This is a genomic window from Chromobacterium sp. CCUG 30098 (genome assembly GCF_059916605.1).
In genome coordinates this window covers 95,407-117,306 of the sequence record NZ_JAUCGS010000005.1, presented here as the reverse complement: position 1 = coordinate 117,306, position 21,900 = coordinate 95,407, and the positions used below count along the sequence as shown (strand labels likewise).

Genomic DNA, 21,900 nt, shown 5'->3' with positions numbered 1-21,900 from the left:
GGTTCACAGTTGCAGGTAGACGTCGCCGTCCCGCAGGCTGACCGGGAAGCGTCGCGCGCAGCCGCGGTCAGGCGCCTGGGCTTCGCCGTCGTCCAGATTGAGGGTCCAGCCGTGCAGCGGGCAGGTGACCGCCGCGCCGTGCACCAGGCCCTGGCTCAGCGGGCCGCCCTTGTGCGGGCAGCGGTCCAAGAGCGCGAACACTTGCTGCGGCTGCGGCCGGAACAGGGCGATGTCGCCGTCGTCGCGCGCCAGCACGCGGCTGCCCAGCAGCGGGATGTCGTCCAGCGCGCAGATGCGCAGCCAGCGGGAGGAGGGGGGCGGGGTGGGTTCCATGGCGGCCTCAGGCGATGACTTTCAAGGGGATGTATTCCTGGCGCTGCGCGCCGGCGATGCGGGCGGCCCAGGGGTCGGGCAGGCCTTCCAGCGCGAACAGCAGCCGCTGGTACAAGGCCTGGCGGTTGGCGGCGTCGTCCACCACCCGCGCTTTGACGTAATCCAGGCCGACGCGGGCGATGTAGCGGACGGTGCGGTCCAGGTAATAGCCCTCCTCGCGGTAGAGCTGCAGGAAGGCGCCGCTGTATTCCTTCACTTCCTCGGCGGTCTTCACCTTGCACAGGAATTGCGCCACCTCGGTCTTGATGCCGCCGTTGCCGCCCACGTACAGCTCCCAGCCGGAGTCCACCGCGATCACGCCCATGTCCTTGATGCCGGCTTCGGCGCAGTTGCGCGGGCAGCCGGACACCGCCAGCTTGACCTTGTGCGGCGCCCACATATTGGCCAGCATGGTTTCCAGGTCTATGCCCATCTGGGTGCTGTTCTGGGTGCCGAAGCGGCAGAATTCGCTGCCGACGCAGGTTTTCACGGTGCGGATGGATTTGCCGTAGGCGTGGCCGGATTGCATGCCCAGGTCTTTCCAGACATCGATCAGGTCTTCCTTGCGGATGCCCAGCAGGTCGATGCGCTGGCCGCCGGTGACCTTGAGCATGGGAACCTGGTATTTGTCGGCCACATCGGCGATGCGGCGCAGCTCGGCGGCGTTGGTGACGCCGCCCTTCATCTGCGGGATCACCGAGAAGGTGCCGTCCTTCTGGATATTGGCGTGCACCCGCTCGTTGACGAAGCGGCTTTGCGGATCGTCCACCGCCTCGCGCGGCCAGGTGGACAGCAGGTAGTAGTTGATCGCCGGGCGGCAGCTGGCGCAGCCGTTGGGGGTGCGCCATTCCAGGAAGTGGTAGACCGCGGCGTGGTCCAGCAGGCGGTGGTCGCGGATGGCCTTGCGCACCTCGGCGTGGCTGTGATCGGTGCAGCCGCAGACGGCCTTGGTCTTGGGCGCTTCCTGGAAGCTCGCGCCCACGGTGTTCATCAGGATCTGTTCCACCAGGCCGCTGCAGGAGCCGCAGGAACTGCCGGCCTTGGTGCATTGCTTGACCTCGTCCAGGGTGAATAGGCCGTTCTCCTTGATCGCTTTGACGATGGCGCCCTTGCTGACGCCGTTGCAGCCGCAGACTTCGTCGCCGTCCCGCATGCCGGCGGCGCGGCTCTGGCCTTGGACGCCGACGTCGCCGATGGCGGTTTCGCCGAAGATCAGCCGCTCGCGCAGATCGCCTATCGCGCGCTGTTCGCGCAGCAGCTTGAAGTACCAGGCGCCGTCGGCGGTGTCGCCGTACAGGCAGACGCCGATCAGCTTGTCCTCGCGCAGCACCAGTTTCTTGTACAGGCCGCCGGCCGGGTCGGACAGCACGATCTCTTCGCAATCGCCGCCGCCGATGAAGTCGCCGGCGGAGAACAGATCGATGCCGGTGACCTTGAGCTTGGTGGCCATCACCGAGCCCTGGTAGCGGCTGCTGCCCAGTTGGGCCAGATGGTTGGCGCAGACCTTGGCCTGTTCAAACAGCGGCGCCACCAGTCCGTAGCAGACGCCGCGGTGGCTGACGCATTCGCCCACCGCGTAGATGCGCGGGTCGAAGGTCTGCAGCGCGTCGCTGACCACCACGCCGCGCTCGCAGTGCAGGCCGGCGCCGGCGGCCAGCGCGATATTGGGGCGGATGCCCACCGCCATCACCACCAGCTTGGCCTCCAGGGTTTCGCCGTCGGCGAGCTTCGCGGCGGCCACTGCGCCGCGCCCGTCGTCCAGCAGCGCGGCGGTCTGGCGGCCCAGCAGGAAGCGCAGGCCGCGCGCTTCCAGCGAGGCCTGCAGCAACTGGGCGGCCGCGGGGTCCAGTTGTCTTTCCAGCAGCCAGTCCGCCAGGTGGACCACGGTGACGTCCATGCCGCGCTGTTTCAGGCCGTAGGCGGCTTCCAGGCCGAGCAGGCCGCCGCCTATCACCACCGCCCGGCCGCCGCCGGCGCTGGCGGCCAGCATGGCTTCGGTGTCGCGGATGTCGCGGTAGCCGATGACGCCGGCGAGATCGCGGCCCGGCAGCGGCAGCATCACCGGCAGCGAGCCGGTGGCGAGCAGCAGCCTGTCGTAAGGGGCGACGCTGCCGTCGTCGGCGCGCACCAGGCGGCGCGCGCGGTCCAGTTCCACCACGGTCTTGCCGGTGTAAAGGCTGATGCCGCGTTCGGCGTACCAGGCGCGCGGATTGAGCACGATGTCGTCGAAGGTCTGTTCGCCGGCCAGCACCGGCGACAGCTGGATGCGGTTGTAATTGGGGTGCGGCTCGGCGCCGAACACGGTGATGTCGTACAGGTCCGGCGCCAGCGTCAGCAGCTCTTCCACGGTGCGGATGCCGGCCATGCCGTTGCCGACCACCACGAGTTTGGGTTTGGTCATGATGGATGTCCTCGCAGGTTCAGAGCCGGGCGCTGGCGAGAGACCAGCCGGCGCGCCAGCGCTGGCGCAGCCCGGCCAGGCCGGTCCAGCCGGCCAAGGCCAGCGCGGCGTACAGCCACAGTCCGATGGCGTAGCCGCCGCTGGCCTGCTTGATCACGCCCAGGCCGGCAGCCAGCAGGAAGCCGCCGACGCCGCCGGCCATGCCGATCAGGCCGGTGACCGCGCCGATCTCGCCGCCGAAGCGCTGCGGCACCAGCTGGAACACCGCGCCGTTGCCGGCGCCGAGGCAGAGCATGGCCAGCACGAACAGCAGCAGCGCGCCGCCGGCGCCGCCCGCTTCCAGTCCGGCGGCGAACAGCAGCGCCGCCACCGCCAGGTAGACGGCCAGCAGCGAGCGGGTGCCGCCGACGCGGTCCGCCAGCACGCCGCCCAGCGGCCGCATCATCGAGCCGGCGAACACGCAGGCGGCGGTATAGAGCCCGGCGGTCTTGGCGTCGAAGCCGAACTGGTCGTGGAAATAGCCGGGCAGCGCGCTGGCGAAGCCGGCGAAACCGCCGAAGGTGATGGCGTAGAACAGCATCAGCCACCAGGCGTCGCGCTGGGCCAGCACCGCCAGATAATCGGCCCAGCGCTTGGGCGGCGGCGCGCCCGGCGCGTCCTTGGCCAGCCGGGCGAACAGCAGCAGCGCCAGCAGCAGCGGCAGACAGGCGAGGCCGAACACGTTCTGCCAGCCAAACTGCAGCGCCAGCGCCGGCGCGAACAGCGCCGCCAGCACGGTGCCGGAGTTGCCGGCGCCGGCGATGCCCAGCGCCGTGCCCTGATGCGCCGGCGGATACCAGCGCGAGGCCAGCGGCAGCGCCACGGCGAAGGAGGCGCCGGCCACGCCCAGGAACAGGCCCAACAGCAGCGCGCCGCCCAGGCTGGAGAGGCCGACGCGCCAGGCGGCGAGCAAGGCGGCGATGACGACGATCTGGGCGATCAGCCCGGTGCGCTTGGCGCCGATGCGGTCCGCCAACATGCCGACGGCCAGCCGCAGCAGCGCGCCGGCCAGGATGGGAGTGGCCACCATCAGCGCGCGTTCTTGGGTATCCAGGTCCAGCGCGGCGGCGATGGGCACCTGCAGCGGGCCCAGCAGATACCAGACCATGAAGCTGAGGTCGAAGTAGAGAAAGGCGGACAGCAAGGTGGGCTTGTGCCCGGTGTGCCAGAAAGAACGGTCCATGCGAAACTCCTGTGCCGCGAGCGGCCGGGGGCCGGCCAAAATAAAAACGGCGTTCGCTCCTCGGTGATAGCAGGAGCGGACGCCGTTGTCCGTTGCCGTCCCGGCCGCCATTGGCCGGACAAGCATTTGGGGTGGGCGGGGCACGTCTTTGTGCCAGGCCCGGCTTGACTTATGCAAACGCCGTGCCAGCCTCCGCGCGCCGGAAATCCGGGTTTCGCGTGGATTCGCGGCGGGAAGCCGCACCGCGCTGGTGCGAAAATAGCCGGCCGCGCACTGAGTTTGTGCGTTGCAACATGCGGGGCTTAATCCAGCAGACGCTCCGTCGCCGGGTAGCGCGGCCGTCCGTCCCACTCCACGCCGTCGCACAGCCGGCTGCGGCGCTGCGGCCGGGCCGGCGCGGGCAGGCCCAGCGCGTCCGCCGCCTGCCGGTAAAGCCGGCTCTGGCTCACCGCGGCGGCCACGGCCTGCGCGTCCTCGTCGCCGCGCAGCCAGCCCCAGCGCCGGAACTGGTCGATGAACCAGACGCCGTCGGACGGATAGGGATGGTTGACCCGGCCCTGGTCGAAGAAACGCAGTGCCGACGCCCCGGCGGCGGCTGAGGGCAGGGTGGCGGCGATCAGCGTTTCCGGCAGGGCGATATGCTCCGGCCGCGCCAGCCAGCGCGCCGCCTGGCGGCGGTTTTCGCCGTGCTCCAGCCAGCGGCAGGCCTCCAGCAGCGCCATGATCAGCGCGGCGGCGGCGGCCGGTTCTTCTTGCGCGAAACCACGGCGGCAGAGCAGGGCTTTTTCCGGGTGGCCGGGCCAGATCTCGCCGCTGGCGACGGCGATGCGGCCGGCCTGGCGCGCCGCCGCCTGCTGGTGCCAGGGCTCGCCGGCGCAAAAACCGTCCAGCTGGCCGGCTTCCAGCGCCGCGCCCATCTGCGGCGGCGGAATCACCACCAGGCGCGCGTCGCGCAGCGGGTCCAGGCCTTGCGCCGCCAGCCAGTAATTGAGCCACAACGCGTGGGTGCCGGCGGGAAAGGTGTGCGCCAGCGTCAGCGGCGCGCCGCCTTGGCGGACGCGGCGCGGCAAGGCCTGCTGCGGCGCCGCCGCCAGAGCGTCGGCCAGCGGATGGCTGAGGGTGATGGCCTGGCCGTTCTGGTTCAGCGTCATCAGCAGCGCCATGTCGGCTTGCGGGCCGGCGAGGCCCAGCTGCATGCCGTAGGCCAGGCCGTACAGCGCCGCGGCGGCGTGCAGGCGGCCGTCCAGCAGCTTGTCGCGCACCGCGCTCCACGAAGGCTGGCGCAGCAATTCCAGTTCCAGGCCGTGGCGGCGGTCCAAGCCGAGCTGGCGCGCGACGATCAGCGGCGCGCTGTCGGTCAGCGGCAGATAGCCCAGGCGCAGGCGGTGGGGGACGGTCATGGGGTTTCCTCGCGGCTCAGCCTAGCAGTTCGGCGGCCTGGATCAGTTGTCGGGCGAGATCGGCGACGCGCAGGCCCTCGCGCATCGCCTGCCGGCGCAGCGCCTGGTAGGCGTCGTTTTCGCTGAGCCGGCGCTTGTCCATCAGAATGCCCTTGGCGCGCTCGATCAGCTTGCGTTCGGCCAGTTGCTGTTCCGCCGCCGCCAGCCGCTGTCGCAGCCGGGCGTCCTCGGCGAAGCGGGCGCGGGCCAGGTCGATGATGGGCGCCAGCCGCGCCGCGTCGGCCTGGTCCACCACATAGGCCGCCACGCCGGCGTGGACGGCGGCTTCTATGGTGGGCAGGTCGCCCTGGTCGGCGAACATCACCACCGGGTGCGGCGCGATCTCGCCCAGCAGCGCCAGCTGCTCCAGGGTGTCGCGCGACGGGGATTCGGTGTCCACGATCACCACGTCCGGCCGCAGCCGCTCCACCGCCTGCAGCAGCGCGGCGGCGCCGTCCACCTCGGCGACGACGGCGTAGCCGGCGCGCGCCAGCGCCTGGCGCAGCGAGGCGATGGTTTTGGCGTGGTCGTTGACCAGCAGCAGGCGCAGCGGCGGAGGCGTGGACATTGCGGCACCGGGGAGAAGGGACGGCTTGGCTGAAGCAAGCGCCGTGCCCAAGGGAATTCTTGACGCGATTTTTAGCGAGGACGGGGCCGGATTGACGCGGCGTTTAGCCGCGATGGCTTATCGTTGAACGGAGACAAGGCCAATGGACAGGAGGTGAAACACGGGTGAACAACAGTCGTTGGCGAGGCCGGCCCCGCGCGAGCGGAGCCGGCCGATTTCATTTGAGTTTGACGTTCCAGTTGTCCTCGACGCAGCGCTGGTAGTTGCCGGCTTGCAGCGCGCTGTACGGGGTCTGGTAGTTCACCAGCTGGCATTTGTAGTCATTGCCCCATTTCCAGTCCTTTTCCCAATAGATGTTGTAGGCGGCGGAGCTGGCGGCGCTGAAGCGCTGCATATTGGCGCAGGACAGCTGCTCGTTGCCGTAGTCCCAGCCCAGGTCCTTGGCGAACTGGCGGTAGTAATCGATGCGGTTCTGCGCCGCCTGGCGCTCGGTGCCGCCGCCGCACTCGGCGTTGATGATCTGGATGGTGGTGGCGAAGTTGTTGCCGGCGCCGGCGGCCTTGTCCGCGGCGTTGGGCGCCCAAGTGCCGTCCAGCACATGCAGCATCGACGGCTTGGGCGGCTGCGGGAAGACGAAGAAGAAGGTGGCCGAGCTCAGGTTGAGCCAGGTGGAGGCCACCAGGTCCGGGTTCTTCAGCAGCACGGATTGGTCGCCGTCGTGCATGGCTTGGGAGAAGGGGCCGTAGTTGTAGTTGTAGGACAGCTGCTTGGCGCCGCGGCCGAAGTACTTTTTCCAGCTGCCGTCGGCGTTCTTGCCGCAGGTCCACACCTTGTTGAACACCGGATCGGCGCATTCGGTGTTGTAGCCGCAGCCGGGGCCGGTTTCGGCGCAGCCCATTTCGCGCAGGTATTTCAGACCTTGCCGCCATTCCGGCACCGTGTCGCTGCGGTTGTGGTCGCCGGTTTCCTGAGCGAAGTGGGCGAACATGGTGGCCAGGCTGTGGCGGCAGATGGCGTCGCCGTCGCGGCCGTCGCCGTAGTCGTCGCAGATGGCGGGGAACTTGGCGATGGCCTGCAAGAAGCGCTGGTAGCTGTAGCTGGCGTCGCGGCGGGAGAAGTAATACTCCCACTTGCTCGCCGGCAGCAGGCGCTCCACCCGGCGCACGTTCAGCGGGTTGGCGGCGCGGCCGGGCGTCACCTGTTCCACCTGGGCGTTGGGCAGGGTGCGGATCGAGGCTTTGACGTTGCGGAAGAAGGGGGTGTCGGTCAGGGCGGCTTCGTATTGCAGCGCTTGCTGCAGCGTGGGCGGCTGAGGCTGGCCCGGTTCGGCCAAAGCCGTGGCCTGGGCCGCCGCCGGCGTCCAGCTGCCTCTGGGATTGGCGGCCGGCGTTTCGGCGCGGGTGCGCCATTTGGCCTGCCAATCCTGGCCTTGCCATTGGACTTGCTGTCCGGCCTGATAGACGGCGCCGGCGTTCCAGGGCGCGGCGAGGGCGGCCTGGCAGGCCAGGCTCAGCAGCAGGGCGGTGAAGGGTTTGCGCATGTTGGCTCCTGTTGTCGGGCTGCCGGCGCGGGGGACGCCGCGCGAAATCATCGCAGCCGTTTATGGGGGCCTCGACACACCCGCTGCGCGGTCCGATGGCCTCGCTCAGTCACAGGCTTCTGGCTTTGCCTTGCGCGCGGTCTCGGTGCTTGTGTTCTGATGTCAGAGGACGCGTCTTGCTCTTGAACGGATCGCGGCGGTTTTCGAGGTTGCCCTAGATGGTTTTCTGCCGCGCGCGACGCACGGCATAGATACCACTATGGAACCAATTTTTGATATGTCAAACGACTTTTTGAAGGAGAATGGGATTGACGCGGCCATGCGGCCGGCGCGCGGCTAAGCCGGAAGGGGCGAAGAAGGCGGAAGCGGCCGCGGCGGGCGCCGGGGTGAGATCCCGGACGGGTGCGGCGTTGAGCGTCAATCGGACCGTGCGGCCGTCTCAGGGACGAGAGGCGTTGATCCAGGCGTCGTGCGGGTAGCTGGCGGAATCCAGGCCCAGTTCCGACGAAAAAGTGACGTGACAGTGACGTCCTACTGCATTGACCGCAATCACGGTAAATGTGATTGCGGCGCTATCGTGTTGTTCGGCGATGTAATCGCCGGGTTTGAGTTCATTGACTCGCAAATGTTGCTCCAGGGCATGACCGCGATAGCGGGTCATGCCGGCAGATCAACGGCGTCGGTTGTGATGGGGGCGAGGCGTGCCGCCGCCGGCCGGCGCCGTCGGATGACGGAAATTGATGCGGCCCTTGGTCAAGTCGTAGGGCGACATCTCTACAGTGACGCGGTCGCCTACCAGAACGCGAATACGGTGCATCTTCATCTTGCCCGAGCCATAGGCCAGGATTTCGACGTTGTTGTCCAGACGCACGCGGAAGCGGGACTCGGGCAACATTTCAATGACAACACCTTCCAGTTCGATCATGTCTTCTTTGGACATTACGATTCCTTTCTAATACGGTAGGCCAACAGCCACAGCGGCAGTCACATGGACTGCCGCGAGCGGGTGCTATTGGCGCGTCTATTCGGTAACCAAGCTAGGGAGGGGCTGGCTTCACAGGCAGCCCTCAGGCAAGGCGGAGCGTCCGACAGGCAGCTGCCGGAACGATCAGAAAATCTGAGGCGAACGGTATTATATATCTAACGCACTGATTTGTCAGAAAAATACAAGAATTTATCCGGCAATGGCCGAATCAGACGCGGCGATGAGGCGGTTTTCACAAAAAAATCAGGGAGATGGATTTATCCGTCGCCGTCGCCGTTGTGTTGAAAATCGCATTGGCAAGCGGGTTTCAGCGCCCTTGTCCCGCTATCCCGCCTAAGCGCGGCGGGTCGTAAACCGGTTCATTAGAGGCGGAGCGGGGCCGCGCCGCCTTTCTTGACCAGTTCGGCGAATTCGTTTTCTGGCATCGGCCGGGCGTAGAGAAAACCTTGGCCGTGCTCGCAACCGGCGTCCAGCAGGAAGCGGCGCTGGGCTTCGTTTTCCACGCCTTCGGCCACCAGGCCCAGGTGCAGGGTTTTGGCCAGCGAGATGATGGCCAGGCTGATGCTGGTTTCGTGCTCGCGGTCCGGCAGGCCGCGCACCAGCGATTGGTCGATTTTCAGTGTTTGCACCGGCAATTGGCGCAGATAGCTGAGCGAGGAATAGCCGGTGCCGAAATCGTCGATGGACAGGCCGACGCCCAGTTGGCGCAGCTCGCGCAGCACCGACAGATGCGCGTCCGGATTGCTCATTACGAAGCGCTCGGTGATTTCCAGTTCGATCTGCTGCGGCGGAACCCGGCAGTCGCGCAGCGCCTGCTTCAGGGTTTGCAGAATGGGCGCGCGCTGGATTTGCGCGCCGGCGATATTGAGGCTGAGCACGCCCGGCGACAGGCCGGCGTCCTTCCAGCGGCACAGAATGCCGCAGGCGTGGCGGATCAGCCAGCTGCCGATCGGGATGATCAGGCCGGTTTCCTCTGCCAGCGGAATGAAGGTGTCCGGCCCGATCAGGCCCCGGCTCGGGTGCTGCCAGCGCAGCAAGGCCTCGGCGCCGATCAGGGCGCCGCTTTGCAGATGATATTTGGGCTGGAACACCAGGAAGAGTTCGCGCCGCTCCAGCGCCAGGCGCAGCTCGCGTTCCTGTTCCACCCGCAGCCGCGCGCGCTGGGTCAGCTCCTCGGTGTAAAAGCGGAAGGCGCCCTTGCCGTCGTTCTTGGCCTGGTACATGGCGGCGTCGGCGTTGCGCATCAGCGTTTCCGCGTCCTGGCCGTCGCGCGGGTAGATGCTGATGCCCACGCTGCAGCCCACTTCCACCTCCTGTTCTTCCAGGCGGAACGGCCGGGCGCAGGCTTTGACGATCTTGTTGGCGATGTCGATCACCGGATTGTCGGCTTTCTGGTTCTCCAGCAGGATCAGGAATTCGTCGCCGCCGATGCGGGCCACGGTGTCGTTGGCGCGCAGGCAGTCCTTGAGCCGGGCGGCCACTTCCACCAAGAGGCGGTCGCCGGCGCCGTGGCCGCGGGTGTCGTTGATCTGCTTGAAGTTGTCCAGATCGATGAACAAGACCGCCACGCGGCGGCGTTCGCGTTTGGCGGTCTGGATCGCATGTTCCAGCCGCGACAGGAACAGCAGCCGGTTGGGCAGGGTGGTCAGCGAGTCGTAATGCGCCAGCTGCGCCATTTCGGCGGCGGATTTCTTGATCTGGGCGATGTCGGAGAACACGCCGACGTAGTTGCGCACCGCGCCGTCGGCGTCGCGCACCGCGGTGACGGTGAGCCAGGCCGGCGCCACGCTGCCGTCCTTGTGCCGGTTCCAGATTTCGCCTTGCCAGCGGCCGTGTTCCGCCACGGTCTGCCACAGCCGGCGGTAGAAGCCGGCGTCGTGGCGCCCGGAATGCAATAGGCGCGGGCTCTGGCCCAAGAGGTCGGCGCGGGCGTAGCCGGTGAGCGCGCTGAAGGCCGGGTTGACGTCGAGGATGCGCAGATCGGCGCCGGCGATCATCACCCCTTCCAAAGTGTGTTCGTAAACGGCGGCGGCCTGCTGCAGGGTCTGTTCGCGGCGCTTGAATTCGCTGATGTCCTGCAAGGTGCCGCTCAGGCGGACGACGCGGCCGCGGCCGTCCTGTTCCAGCGAGATGTGATGGCGCACGTGGCGGTCGCCGCCGTCCGGCAGCAGGATGCGGTGGTCAAGCTGCGCGGTTTCGCGCCGGCGCAGCACTTGGCGCAGGCAGCGGCGCAGCGGCGGCCAGTCGGCGGGCGGCAGCAAGGCGGGCAAGCGCGCCAGCGGCGGCGGGGGCCGGGCGGGGTCCAGCCGCCACAATTGATACAGCTCTTCCGACCAATGCGGGGCGGCGTCGCCGCGCCGCCATTCCCAATGGCCTATCCGCGCCTGGGCCAGTGCCTCGCTCTGACGGCGTTGAGCGTCGCTGTGGTATTGGCTGCGCTCCAGGAAGTTGGACAGCATGTCCGCCACCGATTGCAGCATGTGTTGCTCTATCCACAGCCAGCTATGCGGCGTCGGCGCGCTGACCGCCAGCACGCCGCGCCAGCATTGGCGAGGCCGCAGCGTGGCCAGCAGCGCGCTCTGGCCGTTGTCGCCCAGCAATTGGCGCAGCGCGGCGGCGGCTTCCGGCGCGTCGGCGCTGTCGTTCAGTTGCAAGGTGCGTTGCTGGCCCAGCTGTTGTTCCAGCCAGCAGAGTTTGGAGCGGGGGATGGCCGGGGCCTCGGCCGGCGGTCCGGCCGCCCGCGCCTCGTTTCGCCATTCTCGGGCGATGCGCACTTGCTTGCCTTCGGCGTCGAGCAGGGCCAGCAGGCAGCGGTCGGCGCCCAGGAATCGTCCCACGCGCTCCAGCAGGCCGCTCATGCGCGCCCACAGCGGTTCGGCCGGTTGGCTGGCCAGTTCGGCGGACAGGCCGGCCAGTTGCGCGAGGATGTCCAGATGGCGGGTCAGCAGTTGCTCGGAGGTGAGCCGGTCGGTGGCGTCGTGGAAGGTCAGCAGCAGGCAGTCCTGGCCTTCGGCCCGCAGCGGCCGCGCGCGGATGTCGGCATGGCCGGCGTCGCCGTCCGGCCGGCGCAGCGGGGTGGCGGCGATCTGGCTGGGTTTGTCCTTGGGCAGGGCCAGCAGCGGCCGCAGCGCTTCGGCCAGCCCGCTGTCGGGCGCCAGCGCCGAGAGCGCGAGGGGATAGGCGGGCGGCTCGGCGAGGCCCAGCAATTCCATCAGCGCGGCGTTGGCGTACAGCACTTGCTGGCCGCTGGGCTCCAGCAGCAGCACGCCGTCGTCCAATTGCTCCAGCATGGCCTGGGCCGGCGGCGGCTGGGGTTTGGCGGCGGCGCTCAGCGCCGGTTGCAGCAGCTGCCGCCCCAGGCTGTGGGTCATGTCGGTGAGCATCTGCCGCGCCTGTCGTCCGGCGGCGCTGTCTTGCGGCAGCGCGGGCTGGGCGGCCAGCGCGGACAGCATCTGCGCTTCGCCTATGGCGTGGCGCAGCGCGTAATCGCGCACTTGCTCCAGCTGGCGCAACAGGCTGTCCAGCGACGCGCCGGCGGCGAAGGCGGCGTCGTAGCGGTTCAGCAAGTCGCGCAGACGGCGTTGGTGTTTGCCGGCGGCGGGCCCGCTATCGGCGGCGGCTGGTTTCTTGATCGTCGGCATGAAGTCTCTTTCTGCGCTCGCGCCCGCTGCGGACGCGGTCAGGTCTTGCTTCATTGTTAGGCATGGATTTCAAAAAGGCCAACCACTTAATAGCTATATGAGTGGTTCATAAAAACGCCGGCGCGTCTTGAACATGTCTTTGCGCGCGGCGGGGCGCGGACTTGCGCGGGATCCGCCGCCGGCGGGCGTTGCCGGCGGGGGTTTATGAACGCCGGAGCAGGCCGGCCAGTTCGCCGACGCGCGCCAGCGCCGCCAGATAGCGGTCGTCCAGCGGATAGCAGCAGGACAGCCGCAGCGCGTTGGGATAGCGGCCGCTGGGGGAGTACAGCGGGCCGGGCATGATGCTGATCTTTTCCGCGATGGCGGCGTGGAACAGCGCCACCGCGTCGATGTCCTCGGGCAGTTCCACCCAGATCAGGAAACCGCCGGAAGGCGCGGTGGCGTGGGTGCCGGCCGGGAAGTGGCGCGCGATCATGCCGCGGACTTTTTCCACGTGGGCGGCGTAGCGCCGCTTCAGCGCGCGCAGATGATGGTCGTAGCCGCCGGACTCCAGAAAGGCGCCCAGGGTTTCCGCCAACACCGCCGGCTCCGCCACCGAGGAGGCGAATTTGAGCTGGCGCAGCGCGTGGCCGAAGCGTCCGCCCTCCATCCAGCCGATGCGGAAATCGGGCGCCAGGGTCTTGGTGTAGCTGGAGCAGACGATGACCCAGCCTTCGTCGTCGAAGGCCTTGACCGCAGGCGACAGGGTGTCGCCGAACTGCAGCTCGGCGTACAGCGCGTCCTCGATCAGCGGCACTTGGTGGCGGGTGATCAGCCGCGCCAGCCGTTTCTTGGCCTCCAGCGGCATGGTCGCGCCCAGCGGATTGTGCACATTGGGCATCGCCACCAGCGCGTTGATGCGCTTTTCCGCCAGCAAGAGTTCCACCGCGTCGATGGACAGGCCGGTTTGCGGGTCGGTGGGAATCTCCACCGTTTTCAGGCCCAGGCTGGCGATCAAGGGCAGCAGGTTGAAATAGGTGGGCGATTCCAGGCCCACGGTGTCGCCGGGGCGGGTCACCGCGCGCAGCGCCAATTGCAGCGCTTCCATGCAACCGTGGGTGAGCACGATGTCCTGAGCTTGCAGGGTCATGCCCAGTTCCAGGCCGCGGCGCGCGATCTGGGTGCGCAGCCGCAAGGAGCCCGGCGGCAGCGCGTAGCGGCTGATCATGCCGGGCTGGCGGCGCAGTATCTGTCCCATCAGCCGGCCCAGCTTGCCGCCGGGGTAGAAGTCGCCGCCGTGCGGACAGGCCAGCGCCAGGTCGATGTAGTCCTCGTTCTGTTGCGCCTCCAGCACGGTGTCGATCAGGCCCAGCACCTGCGGGCGGGTGGGCGCCGCCGGGCTGCTGAGGGTGGCGGCCGGCCGCGCCGGCGACGGCAGCCGCGCCCGCACGTAGTAGCCGGATTGCGGCCGGGCCTCGATCAGGCCGCGGTCTTCCAGCACCCGGTAAGCGGCCACCACGGTGTTCAGGCTGAGCTGGCGGCTTTGCGAGGTGCGCCGCACCGACGGCAATTTGGCGCCGGGCGGCAGCGTGCCGCGCTTGATGGCCAGCGACAGATCGTCGGCCAGTTGCTGATACAGCGTGGGGGCTTGGGGGGCGACAATGGGTTCCATGAGCACAGCTTGCCGCGCTTGGGCGGTGGTAGACAGACACAGTGCCCATGATAGGCGATGGTGACAGTTTGAGGAAACGCCGCGCTGTCACCACCGCGAAAGGTGACAGCTGCGGCTGTCGGCGCGGCGAGGCGCTGCGTAGCATGGATTGGGAAAGCGGGGCCGCGTCGGCCCCATGCATCGTCATACCGCGCCGCCGGCCGGCGCGGAGCAAGAAAGTGAAGCCCGTCATGCCCGAATTCGCCCTACTGTCCTACGTGGCGGTGATGTCCATCACCCCCGGCCCCAATAACCTGATGCTGACCGCGTCCGGCGTCAATTTCGGCTTTCGCCGCACCATCCCGCACATGCTGGGCATCAGCCTGGGCTGCGCTTTCCAGGTGTTCCTGGTAGGCAGCCTGCTGTCGCTGCTGCTGGACGGCATCCAGGCCGCGCGGTTGCCGCTGGCCCTGCTGGGCTGCGCTTATCTATTGTGGCTGTCCTGGAAGATCGCCCGCGCCGGCCAGCCGGAGGCGGGCGCGGCGGCGCGCCCGCTGGGCTTTGTCGGCGCGGCGCTGTTTCAATGGCTGAATCCCAAGGCCTGGGTGATGGTGATCAACGCCGCCATCCTGTTCATGCCGGCGGCGGACGGTCAGCGCTGGCTGGGCGCGGCCATGCTGGCGGCGGTGTTCGCCGTGGTCAATCTGCCCTGCATCGGCGTCTGGGCCTGGGCCGGCGAGCGCTTGCGCGCCTGGCTGGCCAGCCCGCGCGCCTTGCTGGGTTTCAATCTGAGCATGGGCGTGTTGATGGCGGCCACCGCGCTGTGGCTGTTGTACGACGAATTCCAGCCGCAGGGCCCGGCGCGGGCGGCCGAGGTCGCGGCCGCGCCGGCGCCGCCGCGAGCGGTGGGCACGATGTCCGTTTTTGACAGCGGCTTGTCCGTAATCAGCGTTAAATAAAGGCGGGAGAGTCCGTAGCATTCGGGCTGTGTTCAATAGCGTCCGGCCCGGACGCGAGGGAGAAACCGCCATGAAGAAAACCGCCTTGCTGGTGATTGACGCGCAAGAGTCGTTCCGCCACCGTCCGTATTGGAAGGAAGACGAGATCCCGGCCTTTCAGGACAAGCTGCAGCAATTGATCGCCGGCGCCGAGAGACTGGGCGCGCCGGTGATCAACATTCTGCACGAAGACGGCGACGCCGCCTTTTCCGCCGAGTCCGGCCTGGTGCGGCCGCTGGAGTGGCTGCGCCACCGGCCGGCCGCCACCTTCGTCAAGCACGTGCACAACGCCCTGACCGATTCCGGCCTGCAGCCCTGGCTCATCCGCCACGGTATCCAGCGCTTGATCGTGTCCGGGATCCGCACCGAGCAATGCTGCGAAACCACTACCCGGGTGGCCTCGGACTTGGGCTACGAGGTGGATTTCGTCACCGAGGCCACGCTGACTTTCGACATGAGCCATCCGCATAGCGGCCAGGTGTTCAGCGCGGCGGAGATTCGCGCCAAGACCGAGCTGGTGCTGGCCGGCCGTTTCGCCGACGTCGTCAGCGTGGAGCAGGCGCTGGCCAAGCTGGCGCGCTGAACGGCGGGTATTTGATCATCGCCATCTCGACTATCTGATGTTACCGTAAAGCGATATCCAAAATGAATGCGGCGGGCGCGGCCCGCCGCGCAGCCATGGGAGAATTGCATGCAGCCCACCCTTCCGCCCGACGACATGCCGGTCTACCGTCTGCTGACCGGCCCGGACGACGCCGGCTTCTGCCGCCGCGTCAGCGAGGCGCTGGCCCTGGGCTACCGGCTGTACGGCTCGCCGGCGGCCACCTTCAACGGCGAGCGCGTCATCGTCGCCCAGGCGGTGCTGTGGCCGGGCGCGCAGGCTCAGGGAGGCGGCGATGCCGTGGAGTGATCTCTTGCAGGCGCTGGCCATCGTGCTGGTGTGGGGCGTCAACTTCGTGGTGATCAAATGGGGCGTGTCCGATGTGCCGCCCTTGCTGCTGGGCGGCCTGCGCTTCTGTCTGGCCGCGGTGCCGGCCTTGTTCTTCATCCGCCGGCCGGCGCTGCCGTGGCGCTATCTGCTGGCCTACGGCCTCAGCGTGGGCGTCGGCCAGTTCGCCTGCCTGTTCACCGCGATCAAGCTGGGCATGCCGGCCGGCCTCGCCTCGGTGGTGCTGCAATCGCAGGCTTTCTTCACCCTGATCCTGGCCGGGCTGTGGCTGCGCGAGCGCTGGCAGGCCAGCCAGATGGCCGGCCTGCTGCTGGCCCTGGGCGGCCTGGCGCTGATAGGCCTGAGCAAGGGCGGCAGCATGACGGCGGTGGGCCTGGGTCTGACCATCGCCGCCGCCTTCAGCTGGGCATTGTCCAATGTGGTGGTGAGGCAGATGGGCCGCGCCGGCTACAGCGTGCAGCCGCTGGGCCTGGTGGTGTGGTCCAGCCTGGTGCCGCCGATTCCGTTCTTCCTGCTGTCCTGGTGGCTGGAAGGGGGCGAGCGCATCGCCGCCGCCTTGGCGCATTTCACGCCGCAGGCGCTGTTCGCGGTGGCCTACCTGGCTTTTGTCGCCACTCTGTTTGGCTATGGCTTGTGGAGCCGGCTGCTGTCGCGCCATCCGGCCGGCAAGGTGGCGCCGTTTTCCCTACTGGTGCCGGTGGTGGGCGTGCTGGCCTCGGGCCTGCTGCTGGGCGAGCGCCTGAACGCGCTGCAGGCGGCCGGCAGCCTGTTGTTGCTGGCCGGGCTGGCGGTGAACGTGTTCGGCGCGCGCTGGCTGGCGCGCTGGCGCGCGGGAGCGGCGACGCGTGGCGCTTGATATCTTTTTCGTACTGCCGCCCAATCTGCTGCTGGTGGATCTGGCCGGCCCGGCCGACGCTTTTCGCATCGCCGCGCAACTGGGCGCGCCGTTCCGGCCGCATTACATCGCGCCGGCGGCCGGCGTGCCCACCTCGCTGGGCCTGAGCCTTGAAGGCGCGGCGCCCTTGCCGGACGCGCTGCCGGACGAGGCGCTGGTGGTGATCAGCGGCGCCGCGCATTCGATCGAGGCCTATGCGCGGCCGGAGGCGCGCGAGATCGTGCGCTGGCTGCGCCGCCGGGTGGACCCCGGCCGCCAGCGCGTGGCCAGCATTTGCTCAGGCAGCCTGCTGGCGGCGGAAGCCGGCCTGCTGGACGGCCGCCAGTGCACCACTCACCACACCCTGCTGCAGCGTTTGCAGCAACTGGCGCCGCAGGCCAGGGTGCAGCAGAACCGCGTCTTCGTGCAGGACGGGCCCATCAGCAGCAGCGCCGGCATCACCGCCGGGGTGGACCTGGCGCTGCAATTGATCGCGCAGCTGGCCGGCCCGGCGCTGGCGCGGGACGTGGCGCGCCACATGGTGGTGTATTTCCGCCGTTCCGCCGGGGATCCGGAGTTGTCGCCGTGGCTGACGCACCGCAACCATTTGCACCCGGCGGTGCACAAGGCGCAGGACCTGATCGCCGCCGATCCGGCGCGCGGCTGGCGGGTGGAGGACTTGGCCGGCCAGGTGCACGTCAGCGCCAGGCATTTGTCGCGCTTGTTCCGCGAGCACGCCGGCGTGTCGGTGCACGACTATCACACCGGGCTGCGCCTGGCGCTGGCCAGCCAGTGGCGCGGCGCCGGCCTGTCCAAGGAGAAGGCCGCGCTGGCGGCCGGATTTTCCTCGGCGCGGCAATTGAACCGGGCCGACGCCGGCGGCCATTGATGCGGGCGGGATTTTGTTTTTATTCAAGTTTTGCATAGGAATGCCGATGTTGCGGTTGACGTTCGCTTAGATCGCTTCATAATTCGAGCAATATCCAACGGTATTTGCCATGAAAACGATTCCCAGTGTTGCCTGCTTCCTGTCCGTCTTGCTGGGCTTGTCCGCCTGCGCCACCGCCGAGCGTCCGCCGCTGGCCGCCGAGGCTCCGCGCGCCGCGGCGGGGATGACGCCGAGCGGCGTCGGTTTCGTCGGTCCTGGCATTGAAACCGAAGCGCCCAAGGTGGTGGTCAAGGAAGTGAATCCCTATCAGCCCATTGTGGTGCGGGTGGTGGGCAGCGGCGCGGCGCCGTACACCTCCAGCCTGACACCGTCGCAGCGCAAGCTGCTGGCCTTGCGCGCCGCCCGGCTGGACGCTTTCCGCGCCATCGCGGAACAGGTGCAGGGCATGAAGCTGGTGGGCAACAGCTCGGTGTCGAACATGATCGCCAACAGCGATAGCTTCCGCACCTATGTGGACGCCTATCTGCGCGGGGTCAACATCGTGTCCAACAGCATGAAGCCGGACGGCACCAGCGAGGCGGTGGCCGAGATCACGCTGGATCAGGACTTCTACAAGCAGTTCCGCCAGGCGCTGGACAAGACCGGCAGCGTGATGAAGGCTTCGCAGGAAAACGCCACGTCCGGCCTGCAGTGCGCCGAGGGCAATTGCGGCGCGGCGCGTTACAACAGCAACTACTACATGGCTCAATGATGCGGTTTCGTTTCCGTACCCTGCTGGCCGCCGCGTTTGCGGCGGCTTTTGTTTGTCCGGCCGGCGCCGAGATCATGCGCGCCGAGGGCGTGGCCTCGTTGGACAACGGCGTCGCCGCCGCGCGCGAGCAAGCGCTGCAGGACGCGCTCAAGATGGTGGCGCTGCGCCAGGGCGCGCGGGTGGAGGCTTCGCAGGGGCTGGATTACGGCAGGAGCAGCGAGTCCGGCACGCTGACGCCGCTGGCGCCGGCGCAGGGCGCGGTCAAGGTGGTGAAGGAGTTTCAGCAGGGCAAGCTCTACCATGTGCTGGTGGAGGTGGACACCGCCAAGCCGTCCGGCGCCGCGCGCGGCAAGGAGGCCGCCTGCGCGATGCCGCCGGGCCGCAGCCTGCGCCGCAAGATCGTCACCACGTATTTCCAGGTGGACCGCCCGGCAGAGGCGTCCGACATGCCGGAGCTGGCCACCGGCCTGCCCACCGAGCTGTCGCGGCGGCTGGGCGCCAACCGCATGTACAGCCTGTTGGACGCCAACACGGTGTCGGTGCTGGCGGATGCGCGCGTGGCCGAGCCGGCCGCCGGCGCGGAGATCGTCCGCCGCATCGGCCAGTCCGAGGACGCCCAGTTCGTGGTGGCCGGGCGGGTGCTGGCCACCGGCGCCACCGCCAAGGGGCTGCGCAAATCGCTGTACGAGTCCAACAACACCAGTCAGCAGGGGACGTTCTACAACGGGCCGTTCGCCGGCCTGTTCGGCGGCGGGGTCAAATACGTGCCCACCGAGCGCCAGTTCGACGCCGAAGTCTGGGTGTACGACGCGCTGACCGGCGCCTTGCTGGCCCGCGAGCGGGTGTCGGAGCTGGCCAAGGGCGAAGTGACGCCGAATCCGCCGCGGCCCTTCGCCTCGGCGGCGTTCTGGCAGAGCGATTACGGCCAGGCGGTGAACCGGGCGCTGGATCAGGCGGTGAGCAGGATAGGCGAGGTGATTTCCTGCATTCCGTTCTCCGCCCGCATCGTCAAACTGGCCGGCCCGCGCCAGGTCTACATCAACGCCGGCTCGCTGGACGGCGTCGCCGTCGGCGATAAATTCCTGGTCTATCAGCGCAAGAGCGCGCAGCCGGTGCGCGATCTGATCTCCGGGCGCGAGCTGGGCGTGCCGGAAACCCTGGCCGGCGACGTCGTCATCAGCCAGGTACAGCCCAATTTCGCCGTCGGCGCGGTGCAGGCGCCGGGCAAGGTGGAAGAAGGCGATTACGTGCGCTTCATGCCGCGGCGCTGAGCGCGGCCGCCAATGAAAAAAAGCCCGCCTTCATGGCGGGCTTTTTTGCGTCGGATTTGCGTCGGAGAGTCAAGCGGGCAGGAAGGCGGTGGCCTCGATTTCGAACAGCATGCCGTCCAGCGCCAGCCGCGGCACCGGGATCAGCGTGCAGGTCGGCGTTGGCAGCGCGCCCCAGGCGGCGGCCAGTTCCGCGCCGAAGGCGCGCAGCCGCGTTTCGCTGTGATCGACGATCAGCACCGTCAGCTTGGCGACATGGGCGAGATCGGCGCCGCCGGCGGCCAAGGCGGTGCGCAGATTGGCCAAGGCCTGGCGCACTTGCGCCTCGAAACCGTCGGCCAGTTCGCCGGCGGCGTTTTCACCGCCCTGACCGGCCACCAGCAGCATGCGGCTGCCGGCGTCGACGATGGCCAGATGGGAATAGCCGTTGGGCGCCGGGTCGTACAGACCGGCGGGATTGCTCAGGTGGAAGGGAACGGTTGTGCTCATCGACTTTCTCCTGTGGTGTGCCGCCGTCCCGGGATCAACGGGGCTGCGCGGCGACGACGGCCGGGTTTTGCATCGCTTCGGCGTAGCCCTGGGGCGCGAAGCGGCGGGTCAGCACCAGCAGGCTGGCGATCAGCAGCGCCAGGCACAGCCAGGCCAGATTGAAGCTGGAGGTGGCGTCGCGGATCCAGCCGGCGGCGAAGGGCGCCACCGCGGCGATCAGATAGCCTATGCCCTGCACGAAGGCCGACAACTGGCCGGCGTTGCGCGCGTCCTCGTAGTGGTGCAGCGTCAGAATCATGGTCAGCGGGAACAGGCCGCCCACGCCCAGGCCCAGCAGCGCCACCCACAGCAGCAGCAGGCCGCCGTGCGGCGCCAGCACCATGCCCAGCAAGCCGGCCAGCACCGCCAGCAACACCAGGGTCAGCCAGCCGCGCATATCATGACTGCGCGCCGACAACAGCGGGATGGTCAGGCCGGACACCACTTCCATGCCGGTCATGAAGCTGAGCATCAGGCCGCCTTGCTGCTGGCTCCAGCCCAGCTGCACGAACAAGGCCGGCAGCCAGGCCAGCGAGCTGGCGTAGACCGCGGTGCCGATGCCGAAATAAAAGGCCAGCAGCCAGGCGCGCGGAATCCGGCTGAATTGCGGAGCGCGCGCGGTGGAGCCGCCGCCGGGAGCGCGGCGCGGCGCGCTCAGCAGCCAGCAGGGCAGCGCCAGCGCCGCCAGAGCGGCCCAGGCGGCCAGGCCGTTTTGCCAATGCGCGCTATGCGCGGCCAGCCACGGCGCGCCGGCGGCGGCCAGGGAGGCTCCGCCCATGATGGCGGTGATGTAGAAGCCCATCAGCGCCGAGACCTTGTGCGGGAAATATTGCTTGATGAAGCCGGGAATCAGGGCCTGGGCCAGCGCGATGCCGATGCCGGCCATCAGCGCGGTGGCCAGCAGCGCGCCGAAGCTCGCCGGCAGCCAGCGCAGCGCGCTGGACAAGAAAATCAGCAGCAGGGCGATGACCACGCCCTGGCGCGCGCCGGCGCGGCGTTCCAGCCAGCTGCCCAGAAAGGCGCCGGCGCCCATGGTGGCCACCGGCAGCGTGGTCAACAGCGAGGCGTCGCTAAAGCTCATGCCGGTGGCGTGGCGCAGCTGGTCCAGCAGCGGGCCGATGGCGGCGAGGGCGGGGCGCAGGTTCAGGCCCACCAGGATGATGGACAGCGCCAGCCACAGCGGGCGCTGAACGGAGGTGTCTTGCTTCATGAAGTTTTGCTTTCGGTGGGGAGGGGGCGAGCTTGGGGCGTCGCTTCGGCTTGCGCTTCTCCGGGGAAGCTTTGCAGCCACTGGCTCAGCAGCGCGGCCAGTTGTTCGCGTTGCGGCGCGGCCAGCGCGGCCAGCGCGGTGTCCTGGGTGGCGATGTGGGCGCTCATCGCGCGCTCAATCAGCTCCAGTCCGGCCGGACTCAGACGGATCAGCATGCCGCGGCGGTCCTTGGGGTCGGGCAGGCGCTCCACCCAGCCGGCGCTCTCCAGCCGGTCCAGGCGCTTGCTGACCGCGCCCGAGGTCAGCAGCAGCGTGGTGTAGAGCATGGTGGGCGATAGCTGGTAGGGCGCGCCGGCGCGGCGCAGCGTGGCCAGCACGTCGAACTCGCCGTCCTTGAGTCCGAAGCGGGCGAAGTTGTCGGCCAGCGCGCGCTCCACATGGGTGACCAGCCGCGCCAGCCGGCCGATGACGCCGATGCTGGCGCTGTCCAGATCGGGCCGCTCGCGCCGCCACTGGGAGATGATGGTGTCTATCTTGTCCATGGGGGGCGATTATGTCATGGATATGTATTCCTGGGAAGATATTTTACTTAAAGTATCTTTATGTGAAATTATTCGCGCGGCATCAGGCGACCC

Annotated in this window: 20 protein-coding genes; 7 read left to right on the top strand and 13 right to left on the bottom strand. The window is 68.4% G+C overall.

The window, feature by feature from the left end:
- Positions 1-3: 3 nt before the first annotated feature.
- From nirD to QUG03_RS12995, 10 genes are all read right to left on the bottom strand, one after another.
- Positions 4-333: a nitrite reductase small subunit NirD gene (nirD, locus tag QUG03_RS13040; protein ID WP_048409167.1), complete on the bottom strand. Its 330-nt coding sequence runs from the start codon at positions 331-333 to the stop codon at positions 4-6.
- Positions 334-340: 7 nt separating this feature from the next.
- Positions 341-2,773, bottom strand: a complete 2,433-nt coding sequence (gene nirB, locus QUG03_RS13035; RefSeq protein WP_500820173.1) for a nitrite reductase large subunit NirB — start codon at positions 2,771-2,773, stop codon at positions 341-343.
- A 19-nt stretch (positions 2,774-2,792) separates the two neighbouring features.
- Positions 2,793-3,995 (bottom strand): MFS transporter, encoded by a 1,203-nt coding sequence (locus tag QUG03_RS13030; RefSeq protein WP_500820172.1) that lies wholly within the window; start codon positions 3,993-3,995, stop codon positions 2,793-2,795.
- A gap of 302 nt (positions 3,996-4,297) precedes the next feature.
- A complete protein-coding gene (locus QUG03_RS13025) occupies positions 4,298-5,395 on the bottom strand; it encodes a CmpA/NrtA family ABC transporter substrate-binding protein (protein ID WP_107800269.1) in 1,098 nt (365 codons plus the stop codon).
- A gap of 16 nt (positions 5,396-5,411) precedes the next feature.
- Entirely contained in the window at positions 5,412-6,002 is a 591-nt protein-coding gene (locus QUG03_RS13020; RefSeq protein WP_107800268.1) for an ANTAR domain-containing response regulator, read from the bottom strand.
- A gap of 217 nt (positions 6,003-6,219) precedes the next feature.
- Positions 6,220-7,542, bottom strand: coding sequence for a glycoside hydrolase family 19 protein (locus QUG03_RS13015; RefSeq protein ID WP_500820171.1), 1,323 nt, complete (start codon positions 7,540-7,542; stop codon positions 6,220-6,222).
- Positions 7,543-7,981: 439 nt separating this feature from the next.
- Entirely contained in the window at positions 7,982-8,203 is a 222-nt protein-coding gene (locus QUG03_RS13010; RefSeq protein WP_048409173.1) for a hypothetical protein, read from the bottom strand.
- A gap of 9 nt (positions 8,204-8,212) precedes the next feature.
- On the bottom strand, positions 8,213-8,482 hold the full coding sequence (gene infA, locus QUG03_RS13005) for a translation initiation factor IF-1 (RefSeq protein WP_019104365.1): 270 nt from the start codon (positions 8,480-8,482) through the stop codon (positions 8,213-8,215).
- Positions 8,483-8,889: 407 nt separating this feature from the next.
- The gene (locus QUG03_RS13000) at positions 8,890-12,168 is read right to left on the bottom strand and encodes a sensor domain-containing protein (protein ID WP_500820170.1); all 3,279 of its coding nucleotides are present in this window, start codon (positions 12,166-12,168) and stop codon (positions 8,890-8,892) included.
- 202 nt (positions 12,169-12,370) lie between these two features.
- The gene (locus QUG03_RS12995; protein WP_107800265.1) at positions 12,371-13,819 is read right to left on the bottom strand and encodes an aminotransferase-like domain-containing protein; all 1,449 of its coding nucleotides are present in this window, start codon (positions 13,817-13,819) and stop codon (positions 12,371-12,373) included.
- Positions 13,820-14,049: 230 nt separating this feature from the next.
- Between QUG03_RS12995 and QUG03_RS12990 the strand changes: the two genes are divergently transcribed.
- From QUG03_RS12990 to QUG03_RS12960, 7 genes are all read left to right on the top strand, one after another.
- Complete coding sequence (locus tag QUG03_RS12990; RefSeq protein WP_227107592.1) at positions 14,050-14,757, top strand: LysE family translocator; 708 nt, start codon at positions 14,050-14,052, stop codon at positions 14,755-14,757.
- Positions 14,758-14,827: 70 nt separating this feature from the next.
- On the top strand, positions 14,828-15,379 hold the full coding sequence (locus tag QUG03_RS12985) for an isochorismatase family protein (protein ID WP_107800263.1): 552 nt from the start codon (positions 14,828-14,830) through the stop codon (positions 15,377-15,379).
- Positions 15,380-15,487: 108 nt separating this feature from the next.
- Positions 15,488-15,706: a DUF1737 domain-containing protein gene (locus QUG03_RS12980; protein ID WP_449727709.1), complete on the top strand. Its 219-nt coding sequence runs from the start codon at positions 15,488-15,490 to the stop codon at positions 15,704-15,706.
- Positions 15,693-16,601: an EamA family transporter gene (locus QUG03_RS12975; RefSeq protein ID WP_500820169.1), complete on the top strand. Its 909-nt coding sequence runs from the start codon at positions 15,693-15,695 to the stop codon at positions 16,599-16,601. Before QUG03_RS12980 ends, QUG03_RS12975 begins: the two co-directional genes overlap by 14 nt.
- Positions 16,591-17,508 carry a GlxA family transcriptional regulator gene (locus tag QUG03_RS12970; RefSeq protein ID WP_107800260.1) on the top strand — a complete coding sequence of 306 codons (918 nt, stop codon included), beginning with the start codon at positions 16,591-16,593 and terminating at the stop codon, positions 17,506-17,508. The genes QUG03_RS12975 and QUG03_RS12970 overlap by 11 nt, the downstream gene beginning before the upstream one ends.
- Before the next feature lie 109 nt (positions 17,509-17,617).
- Positions 17,618-18,259, top strand: a complete 642-nt coding sequence (locus tag QUG03_RS12965; protein ID WP_227107597.1) for an LPP20 family lipoprotein — start codon at positions 17,618-17,620, stop codon at positions 18,257-18,259.
- On the top strand, positions 18,259-19,530 hold the full coding sequence (locus QUG03_RS12960) for a flagellar assembly protein T N-terminal domain-containing protein (RefSeq protein WP_235089432.1): 1,272 nt from the start codon (positions 18,259-18,261) through the stop codon (positions 19,528-19,530). Before QUG03_RS12965 ends, QUG03_RS12960 begins: the two co-directional genes overlap by 1 nt.
- Positions 19,531-19,599: 69 nt before the next feature.
- Here the strand turns inward: QUG03_RS12960 and QUG03_RS12955 are convergent, their stop codons facing one another.
- The 3 genes from QUG03_RS12955 to QUG03_RS12945 are packed head-to-tail and all read right to left on the bottom strand — an operon-like array spanning position 19,600 to position 21,807.
- A complete protein-coding gene (locus QUG03_RS12955) occupies positions 19,600-20,016 on the bottom strand; it encodes a RidA family protein (RefSeq protein ID WP_500820168.1) in 417 nt (138 codons plus the stop codon).
- Positions 20,017-20,050: 34 nt separating this feature from the next.
- Complete coding sequence (locus tag QUG03_RS12950) at positions 20,051-21,265, bottom strand: cyanate transporter (RefSeq protein WP_500820167.1); 1,215 nt, start codon at positions 21,263-21,265, stop codon at positions 20,051-20,053.
- Positions 21,262-21,807, bottom strand: a complete 546-nt coding sequence (locus QUG03_RS12945; protein ID WP_107800256.1) for a MarR family winged helix-turn-helix transcriptional regulator — start codon at positions 21,805-21,807, stop codon at positions 21,262-21,264. The genes QUG03_RS12950 and QUG03_RS12945 overlap by 4 nt, the downstream gene beginning before the upstream one ends.
- Between the last annotated feature and the right edge of the window lie 93 nt (positions 21,808-21,900).

Bases quoted from the DNA above. Each gene is read 5' to 3' on its own strand.
- QUG03_RS13030 (WP_500820172.1), bottom strand. From the start codon at position 3,995: ATGGACCGTTCTTTCTGGCACACCGGGCACAAGCCCACCTTGCTGTCC.
- QUG03_RS13020 (WP_107800268.1), bottom strand. From the start codon at position 6,002: ATGTCCACGCCTCCGCCGCTGCGCCTGCTGCTGGTCAACGACCACGCC.
- QUG03_RS12985 (WP_107800263.1), top strand. From the start codon at position 14,828: ATGAAGAAAACCGCCTTGCTGGTGATTGACGCGCAAGAGTCGTTCCGC.
- QUG03_RS12990 (WP_227107592.1), top strand. From the start codon at position 14,050: ATGCCCGAATTCGCCCTACTGTCCTACGTGGCGGTGATGTCCATCACC.
- infA (WP_019104365.1), bottom strand. From the start codon at position 8,482: ATGTCCAAAGAAGACATGATCGAACTGGAAGGTGTTGTCATTGAAATG.
- QUG03_RS13015 (WP_500820171.1), bottom strand. From the start codon at position 7,542: ATGCGCAAACCCTTCACCGCCCTGCTGCTGAGCCTGGCCTGCCAGGCC.
- QUG03_RS12960 (WP_235089432.1), top strand. From the start codon at position 18,259: ATGCGGTTTCGTTTCCGTACCCTGCTGGCCGCCGCGTTTGCGGCGGCT.
- nirD (WP_048409167.1), bottom strand. From the start codon at position 333: ATGGAACCCACCCCGCCCCCCTCCTCCCGCTGGCTGCGCATCTGCGCG.
- QUG03_RS13000 (WP_500820170.1), bottom strand. From the start codon at position 12,168: ATGCCGACGATCAAGAAACCAGCCGCCGCCGATAGCGGGCCCGCCGCC.
- nirB (WP_500820173.1), bottom strand. From the start codon at position 2,773: ATGACCAAACCCAAACTCGTGGTGGTCGGCAACGGCATGGCCGGCATC.
- QUG03_RS13025 (WP_107800269.1), bottom strand. From the start codon at position 5,395: ATGACCGTCCCCCACCGCCTGCGCCTGGGCTATCTGCCGCTGACCGAC.
- QUG03_RS12965 (WP_227107597.1), top strand. From the start codon at position 17,618: ATGAAAACGATTCCCAGTGTTGCCTGCTTCCTGTCCGTCTTGCTGGGC.
- QUG03_RS12975 (WP_500820169.1), top strand. From the start codon at position 15,693: ATGCCGTGGAGTGATCTCTTGCAGGCGCTGGCCATCGTGCTGGTGTGG.
- QUG03_RS13010 (WP_048409173.1), bottom strand. From the start codon at position 8,203: ATGACCCGCTATCGCGGTCATGCCCTGGAGCAACATTTGCGAGTCAAT.
- QUG03_RS12945 (WP_107800256.1), bottom strand. From the start codon at position 21,807: ATGGACAAGATAGACACCATCATCTCCCAGTGGCGGCGCGAGCGGCCC.
- QUG03_RS12980 (WP_449727709.1), top strand. From the start codon at position 15,488: ATGCAGCCCACCCTTCCGCCCGACGACATGCCGGTCTACCGTCTGCTG.
- QUG03_RS12950 (WP_500820167.1), bottom strand. From the start codon at position 21,265: ATGAAGCAAGACACCTCCGTTCAGCGCCCGCTGTGGCTGGCGCTGTCC.
- QUG03_RS12955 (WP_500820168.1), bottom strand. From the start codon at position 20,016: ATGAGCACAACCGTTCCCTTCCACCTGAGCAATCCCGCCGGTCTGTAC.
- QUG03_RS12995 (WP_107800265.1), bottom strand. From the start codon at position 13,819: ATGGAACCCATTGTCGCCCCCCAAGCCCCCACGCTGTATCAGCAACTG.